This is a genomic window from Faecalicatena sp. (assembly GCF_058819085.1).
On sequence record NZ_JBZUUL010000048.1, the window covers coordinates 65,860 to 83,071 of the forward strand.

At 50.9% G+C, this 17,212-nt stretch carries 17 protein-coding genes and 1 riboswitch; of the genes, 1 reads left to right on the top strand and 16 read right to left on the bottom strand.

What is annotated here, in order from left to right; genetic code table 11:
* Nucleotides 1–25 precede the first annotated feature (25 nt).
* From AC4OGX_RS20620 to AC4OGX_RS20680, 13 genes are all read right to left on the bottom strand, one after another.
* Nucleotides 26–1,396 (bottom strand): cobyrinic acid a,c-diamide synthase CobB, encoded by a 1,371-nt coding sequence (locus AC4OGX_RS20620; RefSeq protein WP_493332710.1) that lies wholly within the window; start codon nucleotides 1,394–1,396, stop codon nucleotides 26–28.
* A 1-nt stretch (nucleotide 1,397) separates the two neighbouring features.
* The gene (gene cbiE, locus AC4OGX_RS20625; protein ID WP_493332712.1) at nucleotides 1,398–2,612 is read right to left on the bottom strand and encodes a precorrin-6y C5,15-methyltransferase (decarboxylating) subunit CbiE; all 1,215 of its coding nucleotides are present in this window, start codon (nucleotides 2,610–2,612) and stop codon (nucleotides 1,398–1,400) included.
* Complete coding sequence (cobJ, locus tag AC4OGX_RS20630) at nucleotides 2,605–3,336, bottom strand: precorrin-3B C(17)-methyltransferase (RefSeq protein ID WP_493332714.1); 732 nt, start codon at nucleotides 3,334–3,336, stop codon at nucleotides 2,605–2,607. Before cobJ ends, cbiE begins: the two co-directional genes overlap by 8 nt.
* Nucleotides 3,329–4,102, bottom strand: coding sequence for a precorrin-4 C(11)-methyltransferase (gene cobM, locus AC4OGX_RS20635; protein ID WP_493332716.1), 774 nt, complete (start codon nucleotides 4,100–4,102; stop codon nucleotides 3,329–3,331). Before cobM ends, cobJ begins: the two co-directional genes overlap by 8 nt.
* Entirely contained in the window at nucleotides 4,099–4,875 is a 777-nt protein-coding gene (gene cobI / locus AC4OGX_RS20640) for a precorrin-2 C(20)-methyltransferase (protein WP_493332718.1), read from the bottom strand. Before cobI ends, cobM begins: the two co-directional genes overlap by 4 nt.
* A gap of 2 nt (nucleotides 4,876–4,877) precedes the next feature.
* Nucleotides 4,878–6,056 (bottom strand): cobalt-precorrin-5B (C(1))-methyltransferase CbiD, encoded by a 1,179-nt coding sequence (gene cbiD / locus AC4OGX_RS20645; protein WP_493332720.1) that lies wholly within the window; start codon nucleotides 6,054–6,056, stop codon nucleotides 4,878–4,880.
* A 90-nt stretch (nucleotides 6,057–6,146) separates the two neighbouring features.
* Complete coding sequence (locus tag AC4OGX_RS20650) at nucleotides 6,147–6,935, bottom strand: sirohydrochlorin cobaltochelatase (RefSeq protein ID WP_493332721.1); 789 nt, start codon at nucleotides 6,933–6,935, stop codon at nucleotides 6,147–6,149.
* A gap of 49 nt (nucleotides 6,936–6,984) precedes the next feature.
* Nucleotides 6,985–7,860 (bottom strand): energy-coupling factor ABC transporter ATP-binding protein, encoded by an 876-nt coding sequence (locus AC4OGX_RS20655; protein ID WP_493332723.1) that lies wholly within the window; start codon nucleotides 7,858–7,860, stop codon nucleotides 6,985–6,987.
* Entirely contained in the window at nucleotides 7,857–8,630 is a 774-nt protein-coding gene (gene cbiQ / locus AC4OGX_RS20660; protein WP_493332725.1) for a cobalt ECF transporter T component CbiQ, read from the bottom strand. Before cbiQ ends, AC4OGX_RS20655 begins: the two co-directional genes overlap by 4 nt.
* 40 nt (nucleotides 8,631–8,670) lie before the next feature.
* Nucleotides 8,671–9,000 carry an energy-coupling factor ABC transporter substrate-binding protein gene (locus AC4OGX_RS20665; protein WP_493332727.1) on the bottom strand — a complete coding sequence of 110 codons (330 nt, stop codon included), beginning with the start codon at nucleotides 8,998–9,000 and terminating at the stop codon, nucleotides 8,671–8,673.
* Between the two features lies 1 nt (nucleotide 9,001).
* The gene (locus AC4OGX_RS20670; RefSeq protein WP_493332728.1) at nucleotides 9,002–9,751 is read right to left on the bottom strand and encodes an energy-coupling factor ABC transporter permease; all 750 of its coding nucleotides are present in this window, start codon (nucleotides 9,749–9,751) and stop codon (nucleotides 9,002–9,004) included.
* Nucleotides 9,752–9,850: 99 nt separating this feature from the next.
* Nucleotides 9,851–10,099, bottom strand: a riboswitch (cobalamin riboswitch).
* A 250-nt stretch (nucleotides 10,100–10,349) separates the two neighbouring features.
* The gene (locus tag AC4OGX_RS20675) at nucleotides 10,350–12,554 is read right to left on the bottom strand and encodes an ASKHA domain-containing protein (protein WP_493332729.1); all 2,205 of its coding nucleotides are present in this window, start codon (nucleotides 12,552–12,554) and stop codon (nucleotides 10,350–10,352) included.
* Between the two features lie 18 nt (nucleotides 12,555–12,572).
* Nucleotides 12,573–13,217 (bottom strand): cobalamin B12-binding domain-containing protein, encoded by a 645-nt coding sequence (locus AC4OGX_RS20680; RefSeq protein ID WP_493332732.1) that lies wholly within the window; start codon nucleotides 13,215–13,217, stop codon nucleotides 12,573–12,575.
* Nucleotides 13,218–13,415: 198 nt separating this feature from the next.
* Here AC4OGX_RS20680 and AC4OGX_RS20685 point away from each other — a divergent pair, with 198 nt between their 5' ends.
* Nucleotides 13,416–14,663 (top strand): PocR ligand-binding domain-containing protein, encoded by a 1,248-nt coding sequence (locus AC4OGX_RS20685; protein WP_493332734.1) that lies wholly within the window; start codon nucleotides 13,416–13,418, stop codon nucleotides 14,661–14,663.
* Here the strand turns inward: AC4OGX_RS20685 and cobK are convergent.
* From cobK to AC4OGX_RS20700, 3 genes are all read right to left on the bottom strand, one after another.
* The gene (cobK, locus tag AC4OGX_RS20690) at nucleotides 14,647–15,459 is read right to left on the bottom strand and encodes a precorrin-6A reductase (protein ID WP_493332735.1); all 813 of its coding nucleotides are present in this window, start codon (nucleotides 15,457–15,459) and stop codon (nucleotides 14,647–14,649) included. The two genes, AC4OGX_RS20685 and cobK, sit on opposite strands and share 17 nt — an antisense overlap.
* Nucleotides 15,460–15,521: 62 nt before the next feature.
* On the bottom strand, nucleotides 15,522–16,607 hold the full coding sequence (locus AC4OGX_RS20695) for a cobalt-precorrin 5A hydrolase (RefSeq protein ID WP_493332736.1): 1,086 nt from the start codon (nucleotides 16,605–16,607) through the stop codon (nucleotides 15,522–15,524).
* Nucleotides 16,608–16,741: 134 nt separating this feature from the next.
* The gene (locus AC4OGX_RS20700) at nucleotides 16,742–17,065 is read right to left on the bottom strand and encodes a hypothetical protein (protein ID WP_493332737.1); all 324 of its coding nucleotides are present in this window, start codon (nucleotides 17,063–17,065) and stop codon (nucleotides 16,742–16,744) included.
* Between the last annotated feature and the right edge of the window lie 147 nt (nucleotides 17,066–17,212).

A 17,212-nucleotide genomic window follows, 5' to 3' on the forward strand; every position in this document is an offset into this window, starting at 1 on the left:
TTGAGTGTGCACAGTAACGCCGGTTCTATCGGGCATTCCACTGCCTGCAGCGATCTACGAACCGCTGTGCAAAGACCGGATTCGAGTAAAAGTGGATGTGGGGGTAGCCGGCAAATAGGTTTCCCTCCATATGGATGCATTCCCAAAAGCGTCTCCCGTCCGGCTTCACAGCCAGACAGTCTGTCCCATTATTGGTGCTGTCCCAATAGTGGAACTCATGCCCCCGCAGCACATCCCCCTTTTTGAAATAAACGCCGTCTTTCTGTGCCTTTAACCCGATGTATCCAAATCTGACCAGCTTGTCCTTTCGAAAGGCCCTCCCCGGAAGATTCCCGGTCATGGGACACACAGTCCCGTCCTTTCCCTCCATCTCTTCATGCAGATACATAAAGCCGCCGCACTCTGCCAGACAGGGGATCCCCTGTTCTATCACACGATGGATGTCCTGACGCATCTCCTTGTTTGAGGAAAGGCGCTGTGTGTAAAGCTCCGGGTAGCCTCCCCCTAAGATCAGCCCCTGTATTCCCCGGGGAAGCGCTGTATCATGAAGAGGACTGAATTCTATCAGCTCGCACCCAAGCTTCTCAAGCAGTTCCAGGTTATCTTTATAATAGAAGCAGAACGCCTCATCTCTGGCGATGCCGATCCTGACCGCGGCCTGGTTCAGAAGGGAGTCTGTCTTCCCTTCCTCCTGCTCATATCTGCTGATCTTAAGAAGCATTTCCAAATCCACCGTCCTGGTCAGAATCTCTCCGGCCTTTTTCAGCCGCTGTCTGATCCCTGCGATCTCCTGAGGTGTGATCAGACCAAGATGCCTGCTCTCAAGGCCAAATACCTCATCCTCCGGCATGTATCCGATCACAGGAATCTCAAGCCCATGCGTTCTGAGCTGATCCTCGATCATCTCTTTCATCTTCGGGTACAGCATAGCGGATACGCGATTCAAAATGATCCCCCGGATATTACTGTCCTTTCGAAATCCAACCATCCCCAGGATCAGCGGCATCACGGAAAGCGCCATTCCCCTGCATGGTACGGTGAGGATTACAGGAACTCCCAGCGTCCTCGCCACATCATAGGAGCTTGCCTTTTCCGTGGTAAGAGACATCCCGTCATAGTACCCCATCACCCCCTCGATCACGGTTACATCTGCCTGTCCGGTATGCCTTACATACAGCTCCTGTAACGTTTTGTCATCGCAGAAATAAAGGTCCAGGTTCTCGGAGGGTACCTCTAAGACCTCCCGGTGGAACATGGGGTCAATATAATCGGGACCGCATTTGCAGGCTGCCACCGTCATATTCCTTTGCTTTAAGGCAGACATCAGTGCGCAGGAAAGCACCGTTTTCCCGCTTCCGCTGGATGCGGCTGCAATCATAAATCCCCGCTTTTCCATACTACTGCTCCTTTCCGTCCGTGATGATATAGACCGGATTCATTCCCGTCATCATATGGTACGCCCCCAGCTTCTTCGACCGTGAGGCCATGATCTGCACGATCTCAGGGTCTTTTAAGATCCCTTCCTCTGCCGCCTCCACTGCCTCTTTTACCGTTTCCAGTGAGATGGCATTGAGTACGATCCGGACAGACGGGTTCTTTGCTTTTACACAAGCCAGGATTTCTTTCAGATTCCCGGAGCTGCCTCCGATGAATACATGGGTGGGAGGCTCAAGCCCTTCTAATACCTCTGGGGCCGTCCCTTCCACGATCTCTATCCAGTCACACCGAAACTTCTTCTTATTTTCCCGGATCATCCGAACCCCCTCGGGATTCTTCTCGATGGCATAGACCTTCATGCTTCCTGACTGTACCGCCGCTTCTATGGAAACAGAGCCTGTCCCGGCCCCCACATCATAGAGCACTGCATCTTCGGTAAGTCCAAGCTTTGCCAGGCTGACCGCGCGGATCTCAGACTTCGTCATAGGGACCTTCCCCCGGATAAATTCCTCATCTTCTATATGTCTGTATGTACGTCTGTCCGGCTCTGCATTGTAGATCAAAGCCGCATCCAGCCCGGACAGGTCCTCACAGGTCAGCTCCCCGCCTTTTTTATGAAGGATCACTTCCTCCTGATAGGAAAGCTGACTTCCGATCCAGATGTCCACATGTTCCAGACCGTAATCCTTTATTTTCTCACAGAACTCTCTGCCGGCCTCACTGCCTCCTAAGAGAAGGAACGTCTTCTCATGATGCGCAATGGCATGGATATAATTCTGTTTTCTTCCGTGGGCACTGACCAGCACTGCATCCTCCCAGGAGGTATGAAGCTTTGCCGCCAGATAAACGGCCGAGCTGATCCCGGGAATCCTCTCGGTCTCATATCCCGTCAGGGTCTGCTCCAGCTTCTTCGCCCCGCTGTAGAATCCGGTGTCCCCGGAAAGAACCACTGCAATCCTGGTATACTCAGGATGCAGCTTGATGCAGCTTTGGATCTGTTTGGGCTGGTATGCCGCAAACACAGGTTTCCCAAACTTCCCGACTGCCTCCAGCATCCGTTTTGCCCCGATGATAAAATCACAGCTTTTCAGAATTTCCTCTGCCTGAAGTGTCAGGGAGGATTCCGCTCCCATTCCGATTCCCACCAGATAGATTTTTTGCTTTTCCTTACACATTCCGATATCCTCTCGGTGTCACCATTTTCCCGTTGATTTCGATGGTCTGCTCGTTTCCGATAAATACAGTGGTAAACATATCCACTTCCGTGTCTTTTAATTCTCCCAGGGTCATCACATGGGCTTCCTCCCCGTCTCTGCCGATATTTCTCACTGTTCCGCAGATGACAGCAGGAGATTTATATTCCAGCATCAGTTCACATGCCTTTTTCAGGTAATCCTTCCGCTTTTTACTGGAGGGATTATACAGACAGATCACAAAATCCGCCATGGCTGCCGCCTTTAAACGCCTTTCGATCTTTTCCCAGGGCGTGAGCAGATCACTTAAACTGATCACTGCAAAGTCATGCATCAGCGGCGCTCCCAGCACTGCCGCTCCGCCGTTCGCTGCCGTGATCCCCGGCACGATCTCGATGTCGATCTGTGGGTAATCCTTCCCTGTCTCATACATCAGGCCTGCCATCCCATACACTCCGGCATCCCCGCTGCAGATCATAGCCACATCCTTTCCTTTTTGTGCTTCCTTAAAAGCCATCTGACAGCGTTTCACTTCCTGGGTCATGGGTGTGGTTAAGAAAAGCTTCTCAGGATACTGATCCTTCACCAGATCCACATATACCGTATATCCCACGATCACCTCACACCGCTCTACTGCTGCCGCTGCTTCAAGCGTCATCTGCCGGTCGGCTCCGGGCCCAAGCCCCACTACATATACTTTACCCATTGTCTTTTCCTCCTGTGGACGCCTGTCTGAATTCTGTCGTAAAGGCCGGATTATAAAGCTTAGAGCGTTCATATTCCCCATCCAGCACCCTGCCGACAACGATCAGGGCAGTCTTTGTGATCTGTTCTTTTTCTGCTGTCTCTGCCAGACTTTCCACGGTACACCTTAATACCTTTTCATCAGGCCAGGTTGCTTTATAAACGATGGCTGCAGGAGTGTCTTTCTCATATCCTCCTGCGATCAGCTCTTCGGAAAGCTTTTTCAGCATTCCGGTACTTAAGAAGATGACCATGGTCGCCTGATGGGAGGCAAAGCTTCGGATCGACTCGCGCTCTGGCACCGGAGTTCTTCCTTCCATCCTGGTGATCACAACGGACTGGGAGATCCCCGGCAGGGTGTACTCCGCATTCAGCGCCGCTGCTGCTCCGCAAAAAGAACTTACCCCGGGGCAGTACTCATAGGCGATCCCTGCCGTATCCAGCGCATCCATCTGTTCCCGGACAGCACCGTACAGACAAGGATCGCCGGTGTGCAGCCGCACCACCTTTTTCCCTTCCTTCTCTGCCTTCACCATCACATCCAGCACCTCCTCCAGTGTCATGAGTGCGCTGTTATACACTTCACAGCCCTCCTTCTTCACCTCCAGAAGTGCCGGATTCACAAGGCTTCCTGCATATACGATCAGATCCGCCTCTTTTAAGTAATTCTGTCCCCTGACCGTGATCAGGTCTGCTGCCCCTGAACCGGCCCCTACAAATGCGATCATATCTTTCTTCCTCCCATGTTCTGCTGTCCGGATGTTTCTTTGATGATCATCAGGGAATAATAGCCTGCATCATCCGGGATCTCATCCACGCTCCGATAGATCCGCTCCGTGCTCATCCCGCAGTTTTCCACCATCTCTGCCTCAAGGCCTTTCTCCTTCACCACCTGTTTTACATAAGGCATCTTCTTCCCGGCCTTCATAAGCACCTTCGTTCCCGGCATCTCCATGCCTTCCTCGATCCCGTATGAGGCAGGGATCACATGCAGCTCATCCCGGTTCTCCACCAGTCCCATGTCAAGCCTTGCAGCCGCCGCACAGAAGGAGGGGATGCCGGGGATCAGGCTGGTGACACAGCCCCGCTTTTTCAGCCGTTTATGTACATACAGGCAGGTCGAATATACCGCCGGATCTCCCAAGGTGATAAATGCCACATCCCGGCCCTCTTTCAGAACCTTTTCCGTCATATCTGCGCACAGGTCATGGATCCGTTTTAACGTTTCCTTCTCCTTCATCATCGGCATCGGCAAAAACAGCCTCGCTTTCCCTGCAATTTCCGGTATCACAGGAAGTGCGATCTGGTAAGCCACACATTTCTCCAGAAGCTCCTGGTATGCACTTTTCGTCCCTGTCTCCTCGTAGACTGGCACCTCAAAACCAGGCGTGGAAACTGCAATGGCAAGTACCTCACATTCCCGGATCATCCTGACTGCCTTTAAGGTAAGCAGCTCCGGGTCTCCCGGTCCCACTCCGATCCCATAAAATCTTCCCTCCATGACTATCTCCTCTCCTTCTGTATATATTCCAATAATTCCGGGGTATCAGAGGTCATCCCTAAGATCCCTTCTTCCACGGAAAATACGATCGCTCCGATCTTTAGCCTTTCTCCGGCCCGGTAGGTTAAGTAAAATTCGATCCTCTTTATGATGTCCTTCATCACGGCCTCAAGCAGTCCCTCTTCTTTCAGGATTCCGACTGCCTCTGTGGTCGTAAAACAGTTAATCAGCCTTTGTAAGACCTCCGGGGATGCCCCGTTTAACGCGGCGTGGGCCGTAAAGACCTCCATCCGGCAGTCTGCCTGCCTGGAATGGGTATTCATTACCCCGGCCGCCAGCTTGACCAGCTTCCCGATATGTCCGATCAACAGGATTCCCTTCATCCCCAGGCTGACCGCATCATCAATGGTCTCGCCAATGTAGTTGCTGCATTTGACCGCCATCTCCCCGTCATAGCCAAGCTTTTGTGTCAGAAAGTCACTTCCGTAATTGCCGGGAACGACATAGCACCAGTCATGGCCGTTTTCCTTGAGCATCTTCATTTCCAGATAAATGGTATCGGTCAGCGCCTTCTCGCTCATGGGCTCCACGATCCCGCTTGTTCCAAGGACAGAGATGCCGCCTGTAATTCCCAGCCGGGGGTTGAAGGTCCTGTCTGCCAGTTCCCGGCCTTCTGGTATGGTGATGAGGATGGTAAGCCCGCCCTCATACTCCCACTTTTTTCTCTGGGACTCTACGGCCTCTAAGATCATCCGGCGGGGCACTTTATTGATGGCCGCCTCCCCGATGTTCTGTTCCAGTCCCTTCTTCGTCACTCTGCCGACCCCTTCGCCGCCGTCCAGGTGCAGCTTCCCGTCTTCACATCTTGATACGGCTGCAAAGATGAGGATGCCGTCTGTGACATCCGGGTCATCCCCGCTGTCCTTTCTGACGGCACATGAGACAGTATCCGGGGTCCTCCTGATCTCTTCCACATCCAGATACAGGCAGACACCTTTCGGAGTCATGAGGGAGACCTGCTGCACCGGCTCCCCGCTAAGAAGCATGCAGGCCGCGGCTTTCGCTGCTGCTGCCGCACAGCTTCCTGTGGTGTACCCGGTGCGAAGCTGCTTCTGGTTCTTCCAGATGAGCTGCCCCCGGCCCTCTTTTCTGCCTGCTTTTAACGCCTGCTTTTCTTCCATACCGATGCCTCCTTTTCAAGTCTTCCTGTACGACTCCTGACCTCAGATTTTCGCATCTTCCGGTCTCTTCTTTAAAACTCAGTGTCTCTTTTACATCACGGCTTCGATATGCTCGATATAGATATTCCGGATTCCTCTCATCTCTCCCAGACCCTTGATCACGGCATTCACTTCATATCCCGCATCCTCAAGGATCGTCTTCCAGGAATCCTCATCTCCTGCCATATCGTTTTTCGCGTGATCGCCTGCCACCAGCATGAACGGCATCAGGGTCACCTTCTTAGCCTCTGCGATCTCCAGCTTGGTCATCACATTCTTCAGATCCGGGAACCCTTCCACCGTTCCCACCAGGACCTGATTGTAGCCGAGTGAATGGAAGGTATACTCCAGGGTCGGATAAGCAGAATTCGCATGGTGGTCTGTCCCGTGTCCCATCAAAACAAGCATTTCCCCTTCCTCCAACTCTACCTCTGCCATCATGGCATGGATGGCTTTCTTGTAATCATCCACACTGGTGAGGAGAGGCCTGCCTGCACGGACCTTTCTGAAACGGTCGGTGTACTCCATCACATCACACATCATCCTGTCATTTTCGATGCCGTTGATGATGTGGGTCGGCTGCACGATCACCTGCTCGATGCCATCCTCCGCCATCTGCTCCATCGCCTCTTTTACTGTGAAGAAATGCAGATTCTCCACTTTTTTCAGCTTCCTGAGGATCATCTGGCTTGTGAATGCCCGGTATACCCGGTAATCCGTAAAGGTATCCCGGATCTGCTGCTCAATCTTATCAATATTCTTCTCCAGTGTGTCCAGGTGGCTGCTCCCGAAGCTTACCACCAGGATTGCCTTCTTTGTCTCTGTCCTCTTTTCCATCATCTCACCTTATTCCTTTTTATATTTCGTAACTGCTTAGAACCATGAACAGTTACAATTCGTCTATATATTGTTCCAGCTCTGCCATGCTCACCGGCGGCTTTAACTTAGCATCCAGTATGCCTTTTTTTACAAGCTGTTCAAATAATTTTAAAACTGCAGGTTCTTCCTGATTGGTCATCATAAGAGCCTCCTGGCTTGTACATACTGTGACCGGATCTGCCTGCATGAGCACCTTTCCTTCATGCATCAGGACGATTTCATCTGCCCAGGACAGCGCATAATCGATGTTGTGAGTCGCCATCAGGATCGTGATCCCCTCCTCTGCCAGCCGGTCTACGATCTGGTTCACCATCTTTGTATGCTTCGCATCCAGGGCCGCTGCCGGCTCATCCAAAATGATCACCTCCGGGTGCATCACCAGGATATCCGCGATGGACACCTGCTTCTTCTGCCCGCCGCTTAGGGCATGGGCCGGGCGGTCGCTAAACGGAGTAATCTCCAGATGGTCCATCACCTGAGTGATCTCTTTTCTGACCAGATCCTCCGGAATCCCCAGATTCATCGGGCCAAAGGAGATCTCCTGATATACACTGGCAGAAAAGAGCTGGTTATCCGGGTCCTGGAACACGATCCCCACCTTTCCCCTCAAGCTTAGGAGTCCCTTCTTCGAATAGTCGATCGGTTTTCCATTGAAAAGCAGTATCCCTTTTTCCGGCTTATAGATGCCGTTACAGCAGAGGAAAAATGTGGACTTCCCGCAGCCGTTCGCCCCCATAAAGGCGACCTTCTGGCCTCGCTTTACTTTCAGACTCACCCCATTTAAAGAATGGGGGCCGCCCTCCTCATAGGTATAGAAGACATCCCTTGCCTCTATGATAATGTCGTCTGACTTGTCATCCTTCCTGTCAAAGCTTTCTCTGCTCACGGCATCTTCCTCCATATTGTCATTGCAAGTAATACCAGTTCAAACAGAACGATCAGCGCCACTTCCTTTTTCTTAACCGGATGCTGTACACTCAAAACCTTGATCTTCCCGTCATAACACCTGGACTCCATCGCATCATACAGCGCATTGGAGCGCCGAAGCGCCCGGATGAAAAGTCCTGCCCCCATCTGCCCGAAGGACGAAACGGAAGTCCTAAGGGAGCGGTTGCCGAGCCTGGACTTCTGCGACACCAGGATGGCAGAGGCTGTCTCCATCAGCACGAAGATAAAACGGTAGATCAGCATCATCAGCTCGATCATAATCTCCGGGCAGTGCAGTAAGGCCAGCACGTCTAAGATATCCGTCATGGTCGTGTTCAGTGACAGGAAATACAGGCAGGATACGCTTCCCATCGCCGTCATGATCAGCTGGATCCCGAATCTTAAGGACTCTTTGCTTCCTGTGATAAAAAAGGTGCCCACCGGCACGGCATATGCGTCCAGTGGGACCCTTGAAATGTTGACGATGATCGCGAGAGTACTCAATATGAGGAACGTAAATGGAACAGCCAGCAGACGCATGTACCGTCCAATAGAAATTCCCCCTTTTCTTACCGTCAGAAAGCCATTTACCAAAAGGGCGGTTCCGGCGATCAAAAGGGAACGGCTGACAATGCAGAATAAAAGTGTCAGCATGGAAAAAGCGAACTTCTCCCCTGCATTCACATAACGAAGCTTTGAACGATAACAAAGCTTATCCACTACAATCATATCTTGCTCCTCTCCGGCGCAGTTTCTTCTCTCCGGTCTTTTACGATTCCTCCCGGTCTTCTTCCTTTTTCTGCCACTTCCTGCGCTCTACAAAGCGTCCCATCACAAAGGCGATGATTCCGACGCCAATCCCGGTCTGAAGACAGAACAGCATGCTTTCCACCTCTCCCGGCAGTTCCCCGCCAAGTGCGGTTTCTAATACCGGAGTAAACCAGGGCGTATACTCCCTGCCCTGGATCTCTTCTACCATTACGCTGCCCGCATCATCGGAACCGCCGAACTCGGCGCCTTTTCTTGCAAACAGGGGAACGACCGCAATCAGCACGGCAATCAGCAGTAACACAATCGTAATCTTTGCATTCTTACTCATCTTACTTTGCCTCCTTCATAAAACCAATTGCCCTTAGTTCCGGTTTCGCATAGGATTCCAGCGCCATTACGATGATGACAGTCAGGATCCCTTCGATCACTGCCAGCGGCAGCTGTGTCGGTGCAAACACACCCAGGAATTTTCCTGCTGATGCGGCAGCGCCTCCCGCTTCTGAAGGATAGGCAAGCGCAAGCTGGATACTGGTCACGCAATAGGTAAACACATCGCCTAAGCAGGCTGCTAAAAATACAGATACTTTTCGGTTCACCTTACATTTCATACATAATTTATAAATTCCAAAGGACAAAATCGGTCCCGCAATCGCCATGGAGAATGTATTTGCCCCCAGCGTTGTAAGCCCTCCGTGTGCCAAAAGAATGGCCTGGAACAAAAGAACGATGATCCCCAGAATGCTGACCGCAGCAGGTCCGAAGAGGATCGCCCCAAGTCCGGTTCCTGTCATATGGGAACAGCTTCCTGTCACAGACGGGATCTTAAGGGAGGATATCACAAAAATAAACGCCCCCGCCATCGCAATCAGCGTGATCGTCTTTCTGTTTTCTTGAATTCTCTTTCTCAGGGAAATGAACCCGGTCACTAAGAAGGGGACACAAATGACGCCCCATGCAATGCAGAAACCCGGGGGAAGATACCCCTCCATAATGTGCATTGCATTCACTGCCGGTGTGACGGCAAACATCGCTGCAAACGCGATGGATGCTTTAACTAAGAACTTTTCTTTCTTTGTCATGCTTCTCTCTCCTTTTTTTGTGTTTTCTGAAAATACTTCAGGCTCACCACAAAATCAAAAAGAGATCCGCGGCAAACACCTGATCATACTCCCGTAATCATTCAGATCCATTTAAAAGCGGGTGTTCTGACTTAGGTATCTTCACGATATTCCGCCTTCCCATACCTTACCTTGCAATGCTCTGCATATCCGCTTATCAGGCATTCTACATAATGCCCTTTGGATATCGGTAAGTCATACAGTGACCTAATGGAATACCACTCCTCCAATACAGCAACGGGTATTGTGCAGGATTCCCACCTGCTTCCCCTGCCATCCCTATGGACGGCTTTCTTCTAAACTGTCTGCCGGATCTGAATTGTTCAGCTTCTTTTATCAGCCTGATAAATTTTACCACATTCTACAGGATTATGCAATCCGGATAGAAGTACCTCAGGCCCATCGACAGGCCGGTAAAAGCACTGCCTTTACTCTGCACCTCCATGCCGGCCGCCTTATTGACCGGCATGGAGGATACATGGTCTCATCTTATTATTATTTTTTTGCTTCTTGTAATTTTTTAAGGTCCCTTTGTAGGAATTTTGGAAAGTGCTTCCTCTCACTCCTCAAAGAACATATAATCCATATAAAACTCATTGAAATCTTTGTCATTGGACAGACGGATCTCTTCGGACACGTTCAAGATCTCTTTGATGGATTTTTCTGCATCTGCGTTCATCAGTCCTGCGATCACTCCTTTTAGACAGCTGTTTCCCACTGCCCGGATCTTTCCTTCGCATTCCCCCGGAAGCAGACCGATCCCCACAGCTTTTCTGATATCCAGCTGATAACCGAAGCCTCCGGCGATATAGACCGTCTCCACATCCTCATAAGAGATGCCATATTTCTTGATCAATGTCTCCAGGCCGGCCCTCACTGCGGATTTAGCGAGCTGGATCTCCCGCACGTCCTTCTGGTAAAACCCGATCTCCCTGCCGGACGCATCTTCTCCGAGACAATATCCCTCTTCAAAGTAAGGTTCCTCTAAAAGTCCGGTATCATCAAGCAGCCCCTCTTTTAACAATTCATAGGTAATCTCCACGACCCCCGTCCCGCAGATTCCCGTGACCGGTTTCTCAAGGATGGTCCTAAGCTCTGTCTTCCCGTTTTCAATAACAGCGCTGCAGACAGCTCCCGGGATACTGCCTGTCCCGCATGTAATATTTCCGCCCTCGAAGGCCGGGCCTGCTGCCGTGGATGCCACATATATCTTATCCTTGTTTCCCACCGCCATCTCCCCGTTTGTTCCCAGATCGATCAGGACCGATACCTTCTGTCTTTTTTCGAAATCCAATGCATAAAGCCCGGCTGTAATATCCCCTCCTACATAGGTGGAAATCCCCGGGCAGATCGTGACCTCAAAGTCCCATCCCAGACCTTCTGCATATGCTCCAAGCAGCTCCCCGGACGTTGTCTGAATCGTATCCAGATTCACAGCCGTAAAAGGAGATACTCCCAGTGTCTCACAGGAATATCCCATTAACAGATGAACCATCGTCGTATTTGCACCCACCGTCATCCGCCCGGCTCTCATGCCTCCATTGTCCGTAAGCTCCCTGATCCCGGCTGCCAGATCTTTTCTGATACTCTCTCTAAGCGCTTCTCCTTTTCCGTTGTTGGAGGCCTCGATCCGGCTGATCACATCCGCGCCGTAAGCCCTCTGGTGGTTCATGCAGGTATATGTCTTAACGCTTCGTCCATTCTCCAGATTGATCAGCTGCATGACGATGGTCGTAGTCCCTATATCCACTGCGATCCCGTACCTTCCGGTCTTTTGCCCCAGATCCTGCGGTTTTGCTTCTTCCTTCTCACTGCCGCCAAAAGCGGTTAAGACCCAAAAGCCCTCCTCCTGCCCGCAGTCCAGCGTGATCTTCGCATCTCCGGCTGCATAGGCGCGGCAGGCCAGACAAAAGCCCTCCCGGATCTCTTCAGGGCGAAAGAATTCCTTATCCTTTGCAGAGGGACACACCTCTCCTTCGAGAACCTGGATCCTGCATTTCCCGCAGGTTCCGTGCCCGGCACAGACCGCACTCAAAAAAATGCCATGCTCCTTTAGCATCTCCATCAGTGTCTGGTCCTTTCTGCCAGTGATCCTGACAGGACCTCCCTTTACACCTTCCACCACCAAGGTGATTTCCGGTATGTTTCGAAGCTTACAGGATAGATTCGGACATCTTCTGCAGTCATGTTCGATCTGGAACCGCTCTTTTTGATCATCCAGCAGATATACCTGACAGGTCGTCTTCACCGGGTCGTACATGTAGCTTTCTTTGATACGGATGCCTGCCGCCGCTTCTCCGCCTGTTACCTCCAGAGCCTTCTTCTGTACCTCCATGGGGATATCCTGGGGAGCTTCCAGTCTGCGCACGACTCCTTTGTTCTTCTCCCTGCACAGCCGGATCACTGTCTCCGAGAGAAGATGGTCCATCTGGAACAGATAGTCATCCGCCATAGCATCCGCCAGCATTCCTCCCAGGTAATTTCCCTTTGCAAACAAAGCCGTTGACCAGCTGCTGATCCTGCTGCCCACGGTAGTAATGCTAAAAAGAACCTCTTTTGCTCTGCCAGTATATCCCTCTGCCGGAATCCCCTCCAGGCTTCCGAACTCCAGCAGTGCTGCCGGCTCCATCTTCTCATATGCCGCGGGCAGCATTTCTTCATATTCTTCCAGCACTTCCGTATAGATCGCACTGTCTTCATAGCAGTCTATCAGATTGAAAACATTTTCTCTGCATATCTGAATGTCGAATTCTCTTATGATCATATGGGTGCCTTTCCCTGCTTAGTTATTCCGGTCGGTCACGGCCTGTTTTGCGACCTCCGCCGCTGTAGCTGCATCCGGTGTATAGTAATCAGCACCGATCTGCTGTGCAAAGCTGTCATTTACAGGCGCTCCGCCTATCATCACGATATATTTACTGCGGAGTCCCTTTTCATTGAGCTGGTCGATGCAGTCCTGCATCTTCGGCATCGTTGTTGTAAGGAGCGCTGACATACAGATCACATCTGCCCCCACCTCTTCTGCCTTATCAATAAATACAGATGGCTGAACGTCTACACCCAGATCGTAGATCTCAAATCCTGCTCCTTTGAGCATCATGACAACCAGGTTCTTGCCGATATCATGCAGGTCTCCCTGTACCGTTCCGATGACAGCCTTTCCCACAGGCTCATTCCCAACTTCCACAAGCTTCGGCTCCAGAACAGACAGCCCTGCGTTCATTGCTCTTGCCGCAACGAGGACCTCCGGCACGAACACCTCATTATTTTTGAATTTTGCTCCTATGATCATCATACCTGATAACAGACCTTCATTCAAAATTTCCTTTGGGTCTATTCCCTCATCCAGAGCCTGCTGTACCAGCGCCTTCACATTTTTTGCTCTTCCCTTTTGCAGAAATTCTGACATTTCCTGAATAATAGACATAATTTCACTCCTCCATCTTCTATAAACTTTCTGTTTTCTGGATCTTATTCTATCTTTTTTCAGGTTTTCATTCTGGTAATTTTTTCAGAATCTTTGTATAAATATTTTCATTTTATTTCGAAAATACATTCCCCATTTTTTCTGATAATATGGTAAACTTACTGTACATAATCAGAACAAAAATGTGGAGGAAAGACTTTGAAACCTTTATTATATTCTATCGTACCCGAAGATACACTTAAGGCAATGACAGACACCTTCTATGCCTGTATGCAGATCCCCATCCAGGTCATAGACGAACAGGGCGAATTCCTTGCTCAAAGCGGGCAGATGTCAAACTTCTGCCGCTGCTTCCAGGATTATCTGCCGTCGGACGATACCTGCGAAAAGATGCATATCTCAGCCAGCAAAAGAGCGGTCACCCTGGGCGAGCCTTATATTTTTGCCTGCCATGCACAGCTCAATCATATCGTATTCCCGCTGATCAGCAAGAAGACTTTCCTGGGCTCTATCCTGGCCGGCCCTTTCCTGATGGATTCCCCGGATTCCATCCTGATCTCCGATATTGCAAAAAAGTACCGCATCCCGACCACCGAAGCCCTGGACTTATATGATGAGACGTCCAGCATCCCCGTTGTCACACCTGCCAAGGTCAATCACATCAGCCGGCTTCTCTACTATATGTTTGCCAACCTGATCGACGAGAGCCGGGAGGTACTCAGACAGAATAACCAGAAGCTGGTACAGCAGTCACGGATCAACGAATCCATCCAGAGATATAAGGAGGAGAAGACCAGTACAAGCTCCTACCCGTACGAAAAAGAAAAGGAGCTGTTAAGCAAGGTAAAACTGGGGGATATCAGCCAGGCCAGCGCCATTCTCAATGACCTGCTCGGCTATGTCCTGTTTTCCGAGGGAAACAGCCTGGATATTGTAAAGGCCAGGGCCATCGAGCTCTGCTCCCTGTTATCCAGGACAGCCATCGAGGGCGGCGCACAGACCGACAACATCTTAAAGCTGAACAATCACTTTTTAAAGAATATCCAGCAGGTCGACACTATGGAGACACTTTGTTATAAACTCCAGGAGATCGTAGAGGCGTTTACGGAAAGCCTGTTCCATTATATTCCGTCCCAGAACAGCGAGTTGATCAAAAAAGCGATGATCTATATATCCAAACACTTCAATGAGCCTCTGACCCTGGAGGATGTGGCATTAGAGGTACATCTGCACCCCTCCTATTTCTCGACTATGTTCAAGCAGTCTACCGGTTCTTCCTTCAAGGAATATCTGAACATGGTCCGGATAGAGGAAAGCAAGCGTCTGCTTTCCAACACAGATTTTTCCATCATCGATATTGCGGTTGCTGTGGGATTCGAGGATCAGAGTTATTTTTCAAAGGTTTTTAAAAAATATACCGGACTGACGCCTAAGCAGTTCCGCTAGATTCCATTTTCTTCCTGATCAGCCCCAGGGTCTCCTGCGGGCTGATCCCTGTTTCCTCTGGTCTTGCAATCACAACGAGAACAGCCCCTGTTTCCCTGGCCGCCTCTGCCTTTTCCACAAAGCCCCCTGCCTTTCCGGATTCCTTTGTCACAAAATATGAAGCACCGACGGCTTTTAACATCGCAATGTTCATCTCTTTGGAAAACGGTCCCTGCATGGCGATCAGATTCGGACCTTTGAATCCCAGAGCACTGCTCTCTTCCACAGCCTCTTTTGTAGAAAGCACCCGGGCGCAGCATCTTTCCTGATAATGCCCGATCTCTGTATACAGCTTCAACTCCTTGCTCCCCGTGGCAATGAGTACCTTTCCTTCGGTCTGTTTTAAATACTCGACAGCTTCCTCTACAGAATTTTTCCAGACCACATTCCCGGAATATCTTTCATCCAGCTCCTGCCGCGCTCTCAGGCAGCGGATATATTCCACGCCGCAGACAGTGCAGGCTTTTTTTATATTGTCTGTGACTACTCTGGCAAACGGATGTGTTGCATCGATCACCAGATCGATCCTGTGTCCTTCTATGAACCGGATCATGGCCGCCTCATCCATCCTGCCCGCCTTCGTCTCAATATTCTCCCCCGTCATGGCAGACTCTTTCCCATATTCTGTGGCAGTGCTGACATAGACATATACACAAAGCTCCTGAAAAGCCTGGGTCAGCTGCCGTCCCTCGGTCGTACCTGCGAACAAAAGAATCCGCATGGCCGCTGCATCCGGTCCTGTACATCGATACTGCATATTTTTCCTCTTTCTTAAATTTTTTATTTTTACTTTGGCTTAGGGCTGTCAGATTCATCTCGTCAAAAGGAGATCTGTTTTCTCCGCTCTACCAAGGCAAAGGTACAACCCTCTGCACATATTTTAGGCTGTATCATTTTTCCGTCCTGGCACGCATATCTGGCGGAGCGCTCACAGACATTATCCACGCCTGTCGTCTCCTTTACAAATGCCGACTGACTGCTGACTGTACCGATCGTCCTGAGCTCTTCCACAGAAAAGGTCCGAAAAGGGACACGGTATTCCCCGGCAAGCTTTAGCAGCCCCTCTTCATCCTTTTTTAATTCGATGCTGACAAAGCATTCTATCTGCTCCGCCCGGATATGGTTCTTATCAAGCACAGATCTCAGCCCCCGCTCAAGCTGATCCTTTTTCGTCCCTCTGCGGCATCCGATCCCGGCAATGATCCCCGGCACAGCATTTAGTCTAAGAATCTTCGATGTCACCCCATCTGATTTTTCTGAATGCTCCTCTTGGCCAAGGACGGCAATTCCATACGGATAACCCTCCAGTTCCTTTAGAGATGCACACGCCTTTAATTCCCGGGGTATCTCCCCCTCCACAGGAAGACTGCTGTAAAAGCCGATCCTTTTCCCGGCCAGGACCGCAGCCGAGATTTCCTTTGCCAGCTCTCTGTCTGTGATCTGCATTCCATTCCCTGCGGCGAATACGTCCACCGCAAATTTCCCCTGCACATCCGTAGCGGTCGTATTCACCGGCACTGCTCCTGTCCATTTGGACACCTTCCCGGCAATCTCCACCGCACCCCCTATATGTCCTGACAAGAGCGGGATCACAAAGTGCCCCCTCTCATCCATGACAACCACCGGAGAATCTGTGAACTTGTCCTGCACCCACGGCGCAATATACCGGACCGCGATCCCTGCTGCGCCAATAAAAATAAACCCGCACTTTCCCCAGTGTGCCCCGATCCACTCCTTTCCTGCCTTAGGGAGGGGAAGAAATCCGGGGAATTTATCTGCAAAACGCTCTGTGCAGCAGCTTTGGCAGGGAATCCCTTCTTCGCAAAACTTTCCTTTTAAAACAGCGTTCAACCGGCTGCCTGTCTCTGTAAAACTGATGATCATGATTTCTATATTCTTCTTCATGGCTGTATTGTAAGTAATATCATTCAGAAAGTCAAGCAGCGTAAAGGGCCGCAATCCTTACAGATAGGACAGAGAAAACCCAGAATCCCTCAGTTTAGGGGTTCCGGGTTTTTAGATACTTCTCTACGCTGCATTTACCAGAGATTCCTGGGCTGTATCGGCTGTGGTTCCGTCGTATCCGGCTGCATCGTACGCGGGTTCATTGTTCCGGGATTCATCGTGCGCGGCTCTATCGTTCCGGGATTCATCGTACGGGGCTCCATCGTTCCGGGGTTCATCGTGCGCGGCTCCATGGTCCCGGGATTCATCGTGCGCGGCTCCACCGTTCCGGGATTCATCGTGCGCGGCTCTATCGTTCCGGGATTCATCGTACGGGGCTCCATCGTTCCGGGGTTCATCGTGCGCGGCTCCATCGTTCCGGGGTTCATCGTGCGCGGCTCCATGGTCCCGGGATTCATCGTGCGGGGGGGTCACCATCCATGGTTCCTGCATCCCTGGCTCCGTCATTCCCGGATCCATACGCCTCGGTTCCTGCATCCCTGGCTCAATTGTCCTCCGCGGCTCCGTCATTCCCGGATCCATACGCCTCGGTTCCATTATCCCTG